Consider the following 12998-nt stretch of genomic DNA (forward strand, 5'->3'; position numbering starts at 1 on the left):
GCGCCGGCCGCGCGTGGTTGGGTGGACCCATGACGCGCCGCATCGACGCCGACTACCTCGTGGTCGGGGCCGGGGCCAGCGGGATGGCCTTCGCCGACGCCCTGGTCGACCACGCCGACGTCCGCGTCGCGCTCGTCGACCGCCGCCCGCAGGTGGGCGGTCACTGGCGCGGCGCCTACCCGTTCGTGCGGCTGCACCAGGCGTCGTCGTTCTACGGCGTGGCGTCCACGCTCCTGGGAGGTGGCCGGATACAGCGCGACGGTCCCGAGGCCGGCCTGCACGAGCGGGCCGACCAGCCGACGATCTGCGCCTACTACGACGAGGTGCTCGAGCGGCTCACCGCCACCGGGCGCGTGGAGCTCTTCGCCGGACACGACCACCTCGCCGACGGCGGTGTCGTCTCGCTCGAGACGGGGGAGCGCTACGAGGTGCCCGAGCACTGCCGCGTCGTCGACGCCCGCTACCTCGCTCCCGAGATCCCCGCCGAGACCCCGCCGCGCTTCGGGGTGGGCGAGGGCGCCCGGGTCGTGCCGGTCAACGACCTCGTGGGCCTGGAGGAGCCGCCGAGCCGCTACGTCGTCGTCGGCTCCGGCAAGACCGCCACCGACGCCTGCGTCTGGCTGCTGGGCCGCGGCGTCGATCCCGACGCCATCTGCTGGGTCCGGCCGCGGGAGCCCTGGATGCTGAACCGCGCGAAGGTGCAGCCCGACCCGGCGGTCTACCTCGGCATGGTCGCCGACATGATGCGCGCCGCGGCCGGTGCCCGGTCGCTGCCGGAGCTCTTCCTCGAGCTCGAGGCGTCCGGCACGATGCTCCGCATCGACCGCGCGGTGACGCCCACCATGGCCAAGGCGCCGACGCTCGGCACGTGGGAGCTCGACCTGCTGCGCACGGTCGAGGACGTCGTGCGTCGCGGGCACCTCGTCTCGGTGTCGCGGGGGCGCCTGGACTTCGAGGACGGCTCGGTCGCCGTCGCGGACGACGCCGTCGTCGTCAACTGCGCGGCCGACGGGCTCCGGCACCGCCCCCGGGTGCCGATCTGGGGGCCGGAGGCGATCACGCTCCAGCCGATCCGCGCCGGCTTCCCCTGCTTCGGCGCGGCGCTGGCCGGCTACGTCGAGGCCACCCGCGACGACGACGCCGACAAGAACCGGCTCTGCCCACCCTCGTCGTTCGGCAACTCGCTGGCCGACTGGGCCCGGATGAACGTGCACGGCACGCGGGCCTCCGCCGCCTTCGGAGCCGAGCCGGACATCAAGGCCTGGGCCGACCGGGTCCCGCTGAACCCGGCCCGGATCCCGCCCGGGCACCCGGGGTCGCCGAGCCTCGACGACGCGCTGGAGCGGCTGCAGCGCCACGCCGGCCCGGGGGTGGCGCGCCTGGCCGCGCTCGGCGGCCTGCCTCCGGGCTGAGCCGGCACCTTCCGGGTGCCCCGTAGGATCCGAGGATGGACCTGGTCGTGCTGCTGCTCGTCGTCGCCGTGATCGGCGCGGTCGTGCTCGTCTCGAGTCGCCGCAGCAAGCAGCAGGAGCTCGAGCGGCAGGATCGCGAGCTCGCGCCGGTCAAGAAGCTCGCCGACGAGGACGTCACCGCGCTGGGCGAGGACCTCCAGCACCTCGACCTGGAGATGACCGGTCACGAGCTCGACGAGGGTGCCCGGGCCGACTACCAGCGGGCCCTCGACGCCTACGAGGCGGCCAAGACCGCCGGCGACGCCCTGTCCCGCCCCGAGGACGTCCGGCACGTCACCGAGATCATCGAGGACGGGCGCTACGCCATCGCCTGCGTGCGCGCTCGGGTGAACGCCGAGCCGCTGCCCACGCGTCGAGCCCCCTGCTTCTTCGACCCGCGCCACGGTCCCTCGGTCACCGACGTGGCCTACGTGCCGCCGGACGGCGTGGAGCGCGACGTCCCGGCCTGCGCACTCGACGCCGAGCGGGTCCGCGCCGGCGCCGACCCCGACGTGCGCAAGGTGATGGTCGGCGCCCAGCGCGTGCCGTACTACCAGGGCGGTCGGGCCTACGAGCCCTACGCCATGGGCTACTTCGGCGCCTTCGGCCCCATGACCTGGATGTTCATGGGCGGGATGATGTTCGGCGGCTTCGGCGACGGCTTCGGCGGTGACGGCGGGGGCGACGGCGGGGGCGACTCCGGTGGTGACGGTGGGGGAGACGGCGGCGGCTACGACGCCGGCGGCGGCGACGGCGGCGGGTTCGACGGTGGCGGCTTCGACATGGGCGGCTTCTAGCCGCTCGCGGGGCGCCAGCCCAGCGCCGGACCGAGGCGGGTCGCGATGTCGGTGAGGATCTGCGCGTAGTCGTCGTGCTCGAAGGAGAACGGCAGCGCGAAGGCGACCTCGTCGACCTCGCGGAAGGCGGCGTGGGCGTGGAGGCGCTCCGCGACCTGCTCCGACGTCCCGACCAGGTCGGGCGCGAAGAGCAGCCGACCCGGGCCCTGCGGCGTGGCGGTGCGTGGCAGCCGGGAGGCGGCGTACGCCTCGTAGCGCGCCCGCTGCTCGCGCGAGGCGGTGTCGGTCGGGACGACGACCAGGCCCTGGGAGACCCGCGCCGCGGCGCCGTCGGGATGGTGCTCACGGAAGCGGCGCACGTGGGAGCGCTGGATCTCGGCGAAGTCCCAGGCCCCGTCCTCACCCTCGCCCCCGGCGGGCGGCTCCTCGGCCTTCACGACGCTGCTCACGAGCAGGTTCATCCGGTGCTCCCCAGCCCACTGGGCCGAGCGGAGGCTGGCGCCGCCGTACCAGAGCCGGTCGGCGAGCCCCGCCGCGTGTGGCTGGACCCGGTCGGAGAACTCCTCGATGCCCACGGTGCCGCGGAACGGGCTGACCGGCTCGCCCCGGACCATGGCGAGCAGCCGCTCGACCCGGCCGTAGGTGAAGTCCTCGAGGTCGGCGGAGTCGGGGTAGAGGGCCTCGCGCACCTCGTCGTAGCGCATCGGCGGCCCCACGCTCAGGCCCGGGTTGAGCCGTCCGCCCGACAGCAGGTCGACGGTGGCGAGATCCTCGGCCAGGCGCAGCGGGTTCTCCCACCCGAGGGGGATGACCGCCGTGCCGAGCTCGATGCGGCGGGTGCGCTGCGAGGCGGCCGCCAGCACGGCGACGGGGGAGGAGATGCCGTACTGCAGGTGGCGGTGGCGCACCCAGGCGCTGTCGAAGCCCAGCTGCTCGCCCAGCTCGATGACCCGCAGGGTGGACTCGTGACCGGGCGCCGGGTCGGCGCCGTCGAACAGCCCGATGGTCAGGAAGCCCAGGCGGCGCAGGGGGGTCGACGGATCGGGCACGGTGGTCCTCTCGGGCGGGTGGTGCCACCGAGCCTAGCCAGCCGCGCTCAGCCGAGGAGCGGTCGCAGCTCCACCCTGCGGTGACAGCTGCGCGATCCCTGCGCCGCCAGCCTCATGGCCACGTCGAGGTCGGGCGCCTCGAGGATCCAGAGGCCCGCGCAGTACTCCTTGGACTCCACGAACGGCCCGTCCGTGACGATCCCGCGGCCGTCGCGGTCGTCGATCACGGTGGCGCTGCTGGGCGCCGCCAGGCCACCGGCGAAGACCCAGTGGCCCTCCTCCCGCAGCCGGTCGTTGAACGCTCGGACCGCCGTCATCTCCTCGGAGGTGGCGGAGCCGGACTCGTCGTCGATCACGGACACCAGGTACTGCATCGCTCATCGTCTCCTCGTGCTGGGGGCGCCCCTGCGGGCACCCGCTCACCCCTGCCACGAACGCCGGTGCGTGGATACGACATCCGGCCCGCGGGGCTGTCCGATCGGACGAACCCGTGGTGCCCGCGCCTTCCTACGCTGACGGCCATGACGACCTACGAGCACGCCGTCGAGTGGCTGGACGCGAACTTCGCCAGGCTGGTGACCGAGCACGGGGTGCCCGGGGCGTCGGTCGGCGTCCTGGTGGGCGACCGGGTCGCCACCGCCGCGGCCGGCGTCACCAGCCTCGAGACCGGTGTCGAGGTCGACACCCGCACGGTCTTCCAGATCGGGTCGATCACCAAGATCTGGACGACCACGCTGGTCATGCAGCTCGTCGACGACGGCCTGCTGGACCTCGACGTGCCGGTCGTCCACTACCTGCCCGAGCTCGTCATCGGCGACGCGGCGGCGGCCGAGGTCATCACCACGCGCCACCTGCTGACGCACACCGCCGGCTTCGAGGGTGACGTCTTCACCGACACCGGCCGCGGCTCCGACGCCGTCGAGAGGTACGTCGCCACGCTCGGCGACCTGCCGCAGCTCTTCGCTCCCGGCGCGACGTTCTCCTACAACAACACCGGCTTCGTGGTGCTGGGCAGGCTGGTGGAGGTGCTGCGCGGCCAGCCGTTCGACGAGGCGCTGGTCGAGCGGATCGCCACCCCGCTCGCGCTGGAGCGGGTCTCGCCCAGCCCCTACGAGGCGATCCGCCACCGGGCGGCGCTGGGCCACGTCGCCAGCCACGTCGCCGGCGACGGCGGCACGATGACCCCGGCCCCCACCTGGGCGCTGGCGCGGTCCAACGCGCCCGCGGGGGCGATGCTCGCGATGACCCCCACCGACCTGCTCGGCTTCGTCCGGATGCACCTGTCCGGAGGCGCGGGCCGGGACGGCATCCGCGTCCTGAGCGCCGCCTCGGTCGCTGCCATGCAGACCCGCGAGGTCGACCTGCCCCTGCTCTCCGGCATGGCCGAGTCCTGGGGGCTCGGCTGGCACCTCGACGGCTCCGGTGAGGACGCCGTCGTCGCCCACGACGGCGGCACGATCGGCCAGGCGGCGTTCCTGCGGGCGGTCCCGGCCCAGGGCGTCGCCGTCACGGTGCTCACCAACGGCGGCGACTTCTTCGGGCTCTTCGAGGACGTCGTCGCGCGGCTGGTGCGCGACCTCACCGGCGTCGTGCTGCCCACCCGCCCCGTCCCGCCGGCCGACCCCGAGCAGGTCGACGTGACCCGCTTCCTGGGGCGCTACTCCGACACGATCTACGACGTCACGGTGACCCAGGACGACGAGGGCCGCCTCTGGCTGGACCGGGTCCCGAAGGACATCATCGCCGAGATCGGCGAGCAGCCGGTGCGCTTCCCGCTCGTGCACCTCGAGGACGACTCGTTCATCTCCGAGGAGCCCTTCCACAGCATCCACCCGGTCTTCACGTTCCTCGCCCACCCCGACGACCCGACCGCACCGGCGGCCTACGTGCACTACGGGCGGGTCGTGGCTCGCGCGGACTGAGCGAAGCTGAGCGAAAAGGGTGTCCCTGGGCTGAGCACCCCGCTTTACTGTCCTGGTGAGCAGCCGACTGTCGCCGCTCGCCGCCCCCGCGTTCCGGTACTTCTTCGTCGGTCAGGTCGTCAACCGGGCGGGGTCGTCGATGGCGGGCGTGGCGCTCGCCTTCGCCGTCCTCGACATCGACGACTCCGCCGCGTCCCTGGGGGCGGTGCTGGCCGCGTCGAGCGTGCCGACGGTGGTGTTCATGCTGCTCGGCGGCGCGATCGCGGACCGGCTGCCCCGGGCGGTCGTGCTGCGCGGGTGCAACCTGATCCAGGGCGTGCTCCAGGCGGCGACGGCCGGTCTCGTGCTCAGCGGGCACGCCGAGATCTGGCACCTGGTCCTGCTGCAGCTGGCCGCCGGCACGGTCTTCGCGGTCAGCTACCCCGCGTTCCTCGGCATGGTGCCGATCCTGCTGCCGGTCGAGGAGCGGAAGGCGGCGTTCCTGCTCATCGGTCAGGCGCAGAGCGCCGTCAGCATCCTGGGCCCCTCGCTCTCCGGGGTCCTGGTGGCCACGGTGGGACCGGGGTGGGCGCTGGCGGCCGACGCGGCGACGTACCTCGTCGCGGCGGGGCTGCTCGCGCTGGTGAGACTTCCCCCGGGAGACAGGAGCAACGCGAGCTCGACCGTCATCGGCGACTTCCTCGCGGGCTGGGCGTTCGCCCGCCAGCTCGGCTGGGTGATCCCGGCGGCCTCGGCGGCGCTCGTCTTCAACGCGCTCGTCAGCGGGGCGATCGGGGTGCTCGGCCCGACGATCGCCGCCGACACGATCGGGAGCCAGGGCTGGGGCGTGGCTCAGTCGGGTCAGGCGGTCGGGGTCTTCGTGGCGGCGTTCTTCCTGGCCAAGGTGACGCTGCGGGTGCCGCTGCGCGCGATCATGATCGCCTTCGCGGTCTGGTGCGTGCCGATGCTCGTGCTCGGCACCCACGTGAGCGTCTGGCTCCTCACCGGCGCCTTCGTCGTCGCGGGGGCGGCCCTCAGCCTGCTCGACCTGGCCTGGAACCTGACGGTGCAGGAGAAGGTGCCCGAGGAGATGCTCTCGCGGATCATGGCGATCGACGGCTTCTTCTCCTTCGTCGCCACCCCCATCGGCCAGCTCGTCGTCGGGCCGCTCGCCCTGGCGTTCGGCGCCGGCCGGGTCGAGCTGGGCTGCTTCGCGCTCGCCGTCGCGGTGGCCGCGTTCGCCGCCACCCGACGTCGGATCACCGACGTCCGGCTCGCCCCGCCCGTCACCGCGAGCGGGTGAGCGCTGTCGGCGACCTGGATCCGGCCTTGCCCACCGTTGCCCCAACTTAGAACACGTTCTAGTCTGCTCCGGTGAGCGACGACATGCGGACCGGCACCCACAACGGCAACCTGATGGTGGCGGCCCTGAAGCGGCATCGCGACAAGGACGTGATGTACCTCGGCGACACCACGCTGAAGGGCGGCGAGGTCGCCGAGCAGATGTCGCGCTACGTCCAGGCGTTCGAGGCGCTGGGCGCCGGCACCGGCACGGCTGCGGCTCTGCTGGCGCTGAACCGGCCGGAGGTCCTGTTCATCCTCGGCGCGGGCCAGACCCAGGGCTACCGGCGCACGTCGCTTCACCCGCTGGGGTCGGCCGACGACCACGCCTACGTGATCAACGACGCGGGCATCACCGCGCTGATCATCGACCCCTACTTCACCGAGCGGGCGCTGGCGCTGCTGGACAAGTGCCCCGGACTGACCACGGTGCTCACGATCGGGCCGGTGCCCGACGAGCTGAAGGACGTCGGCGAGGACCTCGTGGCCACGGCGGCGACCTTCGACGCGCAGCCGCTGACGGCGGCGGTGCTGCCGCCGGACCACGTCGTCTCGATCACCTACACCGGCGGCACGACGGGCAAGCCGAAGGGCGTCATCGGGACGTCGGGGGCGATGGCCACCATGGCGCAGATCCAGCTCGCCGAGTGGGAGTGGCCGGAGGACCCCCGCTTCCTGATGTGCACCCCGCTCTCCCACGCGGGCGCCGCGTTCTTCGTGCCGACGGTGATCAAGGGCGGCTCCCTCTACGTCCTGCCGCGCTTCGACCCGGCCGAGGTCCTGCGCACGATCGAGGAGCAGCGCATCACCGCCACGATGCTGGTCCCCTCGATGCTCTACGCGCTGATGGACCACCCCGACTCGCACACCCGCGACCTGTCGTCGCTCGAGACCGTCTACTACGGCGCCTCGGCCATCAACCCGGTGCGGCTCCAGGAGGCCTTGAGGCGGTTCGGCCCGATCTTCGCCCAGTACTACGGGCAGTCCGAGGCACCGATGGTCATCACCTACCTCGCCAAGGCCGACCACGTCGTCCCGACCTCCTCTCCCGACGAGGTGCCGGCCCGACTGTCGTCGTGCGGCCGCCCGTCGGCGTTCATCCGCACCGCGCTCCTCGGCGAGGACGGCCGGCCGGTCCCGGTCGGCGAGCCCGGCGAGATCTGCGTGGCCGGCTCGCTGCTGTCGGCCGGCTACTGGAACCTCCCGGAGGAGACCGCCGAGACCTTCCGCGACGGCTGGATGCACACCGGGGACGTGGCGCGCGAGGACGAGGACGGCTTCTGGTACATCGTCGACCGCACCAAGGACATGATTGTCACGGGCGGCTTCAACGTCTTCCCCCGCGAGGTCGAGGACGTCGTCGCGGAGCACCCGGCCATCGCCCAGGTCGGCGTCATCGGAACGCCCGACGAGAAGTGGGGTGAGGCCGTCACGGCCATCGTCGTGCTGCGCCCCGGTGCCGAGCTGACCCCCGAGGTCGAGGCCGAGATCAAGCAGATGGTCAAGGACCGCAAGGGCGCGGTGATGTCGCCCAAGCAGGTCATCGCCACCGAGGCCCTGCCGCTCACCGGGCTGGGCAAGCCCGACAAGAAGGCGCTGCGGTCGCAGTACTGGACCGGCGAGCGCTCCGTTGGCTAGCCGCTACGCCTCGCTGAGCCGTGAGGACCTGGCGACGCTGGTCCCGGAGCTGCTGCTCATCGGCCAGCTGATCGACCGCTCCGGCATGGCGTGGTGCATCTCGGCGTGGGGGCGCGAGGAGATGGCCCAGGTCGCGATCGAGGAGTGGTCGGGCGCCTCACCCATCTACACCCGGCGCATGCAGGACGCGCTCGGCTACCGCGGCACCGACGTCGTCACGATCTTCAAGGGGCTGCAGCTCGACATCGGCGCCCCGCCGCAGTTCATGGACTTCCGCTACACCGTGCACGACCCGTGGCACGGCGAGTTCCACCTCGACCACTGCGGCGCCCTCATGGACGTCGAGCCGATGGGGGAGTCCTACGTCGTCTCCATGTGCCACGACATCGAGGACCCGACCTTCGACGCCACGGCGGTGGCCACCAACGCCAAGGCGCAGGTCCGCCCCGTGCACCGGCCCCCGCGCTCGTCGGCACAGCAGCACCCGCACTGCCGCTGGACGGTGACGATCGGCGAGTCGTTCCCTCCGGTGCAGCCGCTGCCGGCCTACCACCACGTGGCGGCGACGCGCGCCGCCACCGTCGAGCTCGACCCGATCGACCCGTCCGAGGAGGGCATGGGCGACTACTCCGGCGCCCTGCTCGCCGACCTCGACTTCGGCGCGTTCTCCCACTCCGCGCTGGTGCGGATCGCCGACGAGGTCTGCCTGCAGATGCAGCTGCTCAACCTCTCCTTCGAGCACGCCGTGCGGACGCGGTCGACCGGCGAGCAGCAGGCGCGTGAGATCTGCACCCAGCAGCTCGTCGGGATCGCCGGGATCGCCGCCGAGCGCCTGCACCGAGCCCTCGGTCTCCCCGACGGCGTCGCGGGTGCCGTGCGGCTCCTGGAGCTGCACCCGCTGCTCAACCCCGCGGCCTACCACCGGGCGGAGGTGGGGGAGTCGCGCGTGACCGTCGGCCCCTCGCCGGCGTCGAGCGACGGCGGCTGGGCCGCGCTCGTGGGCCCGGGGCGTCCCGAGCCGCTGCAGGCCCTCGTCCGCGCCGTCGACCCGCACCTCGACGTGGAGATCTCCGGGACCGAGGAGACCTGGACCGCCCACGTCGTACGGCGTGAGGTCGCCGCCCCCGAGGCCGGCGAGGTCGCGGTGACCCGGTTCAGCACCGGCGCGGCGTTCGAGTTCGAGCCGCGGCGCTCCCTGCCGATCACGCCGGTCTGAGCGGTCAGAAGCGGGGGACTGCCCGCGCGGCCGGGTCGAGCAGCTCGAAGAAGTCGCGCGCCTCGAAGCCGAACACGCCGGCCACGACGTTGGAGGGGAACGTCCGCACCCGGGTGTTGTAGGCGCGGACGTTGCCGTTGTAGAACCGCCGGGCGGCCGCGATCCGGTCCTCGGTGTTGGTCAGCTCGTGCTGCAGCTCGAGGAAGCCCTGGTTGGCCCTGAGGTCGGGGTAGGCCTCGGCCCGCACCAGCACCGACGCCAGGGCGCCGCCCAGGCTGTCCTCGTAGCCCTGTCTCCGCGCCGGCTGGTCGCGCGCGTGGGAGGTCGCGACCTCACGGGCGGTGACGAGCTGCTGGAGCACCGCCTGCTCGTGGGCGGCGTACCCGCGGACGGTCTCGACCAGGCGGGGGATCAGGTCGTGGCGGCGGGTCAGCTCGACGTCGATGCCGCCCCACGACTCGTCGACCAGGGTGCGCTGGCGCACGAACCGGTTGTACATCACGACCAGGCTCAGCAGGAGCACCAGGACCAGGACCATCGCGACGACGATGATCGTCGCCATCACTGGGCCCGCAGCGTGCGCCACACGTGCTCGGGGATGCGGTCCAGGATCGCGTCCATCACCGCCAGCGTCGCGTCGACCTCGTGGGGCGCGTGGTGGCCGGAGCGGACCACGAGCATCGAGTCGCCCTCGAGGCGCCAGCCGAGCGCCGGCCACTGCAGGAGCATCTGCATCATCTGCGGGTGCAGCACGTCGGAGGCGAAGCGCCGGTCGTGGGCGGTGACCGTGAACGCGCGGTTGAAGTCCTCCGACTCCAGCTCGATGTCGCGGTTGGTGAGCCGGCCGAAGAAGCGACCCACGGCACCCTCGGGCGAGACCGCGAGCGGGGGGACGACCAGCCCGAGGTTCATCGCCACGACGGAGTAGCGGTGCGTGGTGGTGGTGCGGTTGTCGCCGGAGCCGCTGCTGGTCGTGTACGAGTAGTCGAAGGCCACCATCGGCCGCTCGCCGTGCGCGCCGTAGAGGCAGTTGGTCGCGCTCCGGCTGCTGCCCGTGCCGAACGGCGACCCCGTGAAGCGTCCGACCAGGCTCGGGTCGGCCGGGCGGTAGACCCAGCCGCGCGCGGCCGCGAACGCCGCGAGGCCCTCACGCCGCTTCTTGGCCTGCTGGTACCCGACGACGACCAGCACGACGATCAGGGCGAGGAACGCGAGGAAGAGCAGCAGGAAGCCGCCACCGAGGAGGGTCCGGGACACCGCAGCAGGGTAGAGGAGCCCGCGAGCGGTCTCCGGCACCCGTGGTGGGCCGCCGATGGAAAACGTTATCGACAACGATTGACAAGGCCCGGGAGCGGTGGCACCTTTCCGTGTGACGAACGTCTCAACACGCGTTGGGGCGGGACGGAGGAACCCCCATGAGGTCGAAGACCCGACGCGCGGCCCTCGCCGCGCTCAGCGCCGGAACGCTGCTCCTCGCAGCGGCCTGCGGCGGCGACGACTCGTCCGAGGCGGACGACAACACCATCACCTGGTGGCACAACTCGAACAACGAGCCCGGCAAGGGCTACTACGAGCAGGTGGCCAAGGACTTTGAGGCCGAGAACCCCGGCGTCGACGTCCAGGTCAGCGCCATGGCCCACGAGGACATGGTCGACAAGCTGGCCGCCGCGTTCCAGAGCGGCGACCTGCCCGACGTCTACATGGAGCGCGGCGGCGGCGAGCTCGCCGACCACGTCGAGGCCGGCCTCGTGCGCGACCTCTCCGACGACGCCGCCGAGGAGATCGAGAAGATCGGCGGCTCGGTCGCCGGCTGGCAGGTCGACGACGCGACGTACGCCCTGCCGTTCTCCCTCGGCGTGGTGGGCTTCTGGTACAACACCGACCTCTTCGAGCAGGCGGGCATCAGCGAGCCGCCGACGACGATGGAGGAGCTCTACGACGTCATCGAGAAGCTGAAGGCCGCGGACCTCACGCCGCTCTCGGTGGGTGCCGGGGACAAGTGGCCGGCCGCGCACTACTGGTACCAGGCCGCGCTGCGCTCGTGCCCCCAGGAGGTCCTCACCGACGCCGTGGGCAGCCTGGACTTCTCCGACGACTGCTTCTCGCGGGCCGGCGAGGTCGTCGAGGAGCTGCTCGAGACCGAGCCGTTCAACGCCGGCTTCCTCAGCACGCCCGCCCAGGAGGGCGCCACCTCCGCCTCGGGACTGCTGGCCACGGGCAAGGTCGCGATGGAGATGCAGGGCCACTGGGAGCCGGGGGTCATGCAGGGCCTGACCGACGACGGCAAGGGGCTCGGCGAGAAGACCGGCTGGTTCCCGTTCCCCGAGGTCGACGGCGGCGAGGGCGACCCCACCGCGCAGCTCGGCGGCGGTGACGCGTGGGCGGTGCCGGAGGGCTCCCCGGACGTCGCGGTCGACCTGGTGACGTACCTGCTCTCCGACGAGGTGCAGACCGGGTTCGCCGAGAACGACATGGGCCTGCCGACCAACCCCGCCGCCACCGGCGCGGTGTCCGACCCGGCCCTCGCGCAGCTGCTCGAGGTGCGCGACGCGGCGCCGTACGTCCAGCTCTACTTCGACACCGCCTTCGGCGAGTCGGTCGGTGGCGCGATGAACGACGAGATCGCGCTCATGTTCGCCGGCAAGGCGTCGGCGGACGACGTGGTCACGGCCACGCAGCAGGCCGCCGACGAGGAGAAGTGAGCTGAGCACGACGCGCGGGGGCTGGCGTCAGCGGCTGGAGATCCTCCTGTTCGTGACGCCGGCCCTCGCCCTCCTGGGCGTATTCGTGGTGTGGCCGATCGCCTCGGCGGTCCGGATGTCCTTCTACCGCTGGAAGGGCTTCGGCCCGATGGACGACTTCATCGGGCTGCGCAACTACGAGCGGGTCCTGGGCGACGACGTCTTCCGGGACGCGGTGGCGCACAACGTCGTGATCGTGGTGGCCTCGATCGTGGTGCAGCTGCCGCTGGGGCTGGCGATCGCGATGCTGCTCAACCGCAGGATCCGGCTGCGGGGGCTGCTGCGCACGATCGTCTTCGTGCCGTACGTGATGGCCGAGGTCATCGCGGGCGTGATCTGGTTCCAGCTGCTGCAGCCTCGCTACGGCGTGGTCGACGGCCTCATCTCGGCCGTCGGGCTCACCCCGCCGGAGCAGGGGTTCCTCGGGACCCCTGAGCTGGCGCTGCCCACGTTGTTCGTGGTGCTGACCTGGAAGTACCTCGGCCTGGCCGTGCTGCTCTTCCTCGCCGGGCTCCAGGGCGTGCCCGACGAGCTCTACGAGGCCGCCCAGCTCGACGGGGCAGGCTGGTGGCAGACGCAGCTGCGGGTGGCGCTGCCGCTGCTCGGTCCGACCATCCGGACCTGGCTGTTCCTGTCGATGATCGGCTCGCTCCAGCAGTTCGACATGGTGTGGGTGCTGACCGGCGGCGGGCCCGCCAACGCCACGACCACGATGGCGACGTACCTGATCAACCAGGGCACCCAGCGCCACAACTACGGCATCGCGGGCGCGGCGTCGGTGGTGCTCTTCCTGGTCAGCTTCGTGATGGCGCTGGCCTACCAGCTCCTCATCCTCCGACGGGACACGGTGACCCAGGAATGAAC

General features: G+C 72.3%; 12 protein-coding genes. 8 read left to right on the forward strand and 4 right to left on the reverse strand.

The features are described from left to right. Positions 1–29 precede the first annotated feature (29 nt). Together IRQ30_RS02540 and IRQ30_RS02545 are read left to right on the forward strand one after the other, a co-directional pair. Positions 30–1412 carry an NAD(P)-binding protein gene (locus tag IRQ30_RS02540; RefSeq protein WP_193611490.1) on the forward strand — a complete coding sequence of 461 codons (1383 nt, stop codon included), beginning with the start codon at positions 30–32 and terminating at the stop codon, positions 1410–1412. A gap of 35 nt (positions 1413–1447) precedes the next feature. After that, positions 1448–2248, forward strand: a complete 801-nt coding sequence (locus IRQ30_RS02545; protein WP_193611491.1) for a hypothetical protein — start codon at positions 1448–1450, stop codon at positions 2246–2248. On the opposite strand, the gene IRQ30_RS02550 is transcribed toward IRQ30_RS02545, so the two are convergent. After that, a complete protein-coding gene (locus IRQ30_RS02550) occupies positions 2245–3297 on the reverse strand; it encodes an LLM class flavin-dependent oxidoreductase (protein ID WP_193611492.1) in 1053 nt (350 codons plus the stop codon). The genes IRQ30_RS02545 and IRQ30_RS02550 overlap by 4 nt on opposite strands. A 47-nt stretch (positions 3298–3344) precedes the next feature. Further along, positions 3345–3671, reverse strand: coding sequence for a YciI family protein (locus IRQ30_RS02555; RefSeq protein WP_193611493.1), 327 nt, complete (start codon positions 3669–3671; stop codon positions 3345–3347). 147 nt (positions 3672–3818) lie between these two features. Between IRQ30_RS02555 and IRQ30_RS02560 the strand changes: the two genes are divergently transcribed. From IRQ30_RS02560 to IRQ30_RS02575, 4 genes are all read left to right on the forward strand, one after another. Next, complete coding sequence (locus IRQ30_RS02560) at positions 3819–5219, forward strand: serine hydrolase domain-containing protein (protein WP_193611494.1); 1401 nt, start codon at positions 3819–3821, stop codon at positions 5217–5219. Between the two features lie 55 nt (positions 5220–5274). Beyond that, the gene (locus tag IRQ30_RS02565) at positions 5275–6501 is read left to right on the forward strand and encodes an MFS transporter (protein WP_193611495.1); all 1227 of its coding nucleotides are present in this window, start codon (positions 5275–5277) and stop codon (positions 6499–6501) included. Between the two features lie 71 nt (positions 6502–6572). Further along, a complete protein-coding gene (gene fadD8 / locus IRQ30_RS02570) occupies positions 6573–8177 on the forward strand; it encodes a fatty-acid--CoA ligase FadD8 (RefSeq protein WP_338089536.1) in 1605 nt (534 codons plus the stop codon). Then, the gene (locus tag IRQ30_RS02575; protein ID WP_193611496.1) at positions 8170–9393 is read left to right on the forward strand and encodes a hypothetical protein; all 1224 of its coding nucleotides are present in this window, start codon (positions 8170–8172) and stop codon (positions 9391–9393) included. Before fadD8 ends, IRQ30_RS02575 begins: the two co-directional genes overlap by 8 nt. Before the next feature lie 4 nt (positions 9394–9397). On the opposite strand, the gene IRQ30_RS02580 is transcribed toward IRQ30_RS02575, so the two are convergent. After that, positions 9398–9955, reverse strand: a complete 558-nt coding sequence (locus IRQ30_RS02580) for a LemA family protein (RefSeq protein ID WP_193611497.1) — start codon at positions 9953–9955, stop codon at positions 9398–9400. Further along, positions 9955–10650: a DUF3137 domain-containing protein gene (locus IRQ30_RS24045; protein WP_193611498.1), complete on the reverse strand. Its 696-nt coding sequence runs from the start codon at positions 10648–10650 to the stop codon at positions 9955–9957. Before IRQ30_RS24045 ends, IRQ30_RS02580 begins: the two co-directional genes overlap by 1 nt. A gap of 158 nt (positions 10651–10808) precedes the next feature. Between IRQ30_RS24045 and IRQ30_RS02590 the strand changes: the two genes are divergently transcribed. Both IRQ30_RS02590 and IRQ30_RS02595 read left to right on the forward strand, forming a co-directional pair. Further along, entirely contained in the window at positions 10809–12095 is a 1287-nt protein-coding gene (locus tag IRQ30_RS02590) for an ABC transporter substrate-binding protein (RefSeq protein WP_193611499.1), read from the forward strand. Positions 12096–12147: 52 nt separating this feature from the next. Next, positions 12148–12996 (forward strand): carbohydrate ABC transporter permease, encoded by an 849-nt coding sequence (locus IRQ30_RS02595; protein WP_338089537.1) that lies wholly within the window; start codon positions 12148–12150, stop codon positions 12994–12996. Positions 12997–12998: the final 2 nt, after the last annotated feature.

It is taken from the genome of Nocardioides lijunqiniae, from assembly GCF_015024225.1.
GTDB classification, from domain to species: Bacteria; Actinomycetota; Actinomycetes; order Propionibacteriales; family Nocardioidaceae; genus Nocardioides; species Nocardioides lijunqiniae.

Coding starts and splice junctions, on each gene's coding strand:
- IRQ30_RS02580 (WP_193611497.1), bottom strand. CDS start 9,955: ATGGCGACGATCATCGTCGTCGCGATGGTCCTGGTCCTGGTGCTCCTG.
- IRQ30_RS02560 (WP_193611494.1), top strand. CDS start 3,819: ATGACGACCTACGAGCACGCCGTCGAGTGGCTGGACGCGAACTTCGCC.
- IRQ30_RS02545 (WP_193611491.1), top strand. CDS start 1,448: ATGGACCTGGTCGTGCTGCTGCTCGTCGTCGCCGTGATCGGCGCGGTC.
- IRQ30_RS02540 (WP_193611490.1), top strand. CDS start 30: ATGACGCGCCGCATCGACGCCGACTACCTCGTGGTCGGGGCCGGGGCC.
- IRQ30_RS02590 (WP_193611499.1), top strand. CDS start 10,809: ATGAGGTCGAAGACCCGACGCGCGGCCCTCGCCGCGCTCAGCGCCGGA.
- IRQ30_RS02555 (WP_193611493.1), bottom strand. CDS start 3,671: ATGCAGTACCTGGTGTCCGTGATCGACGACGAGTCCGGCTCCGCCACC.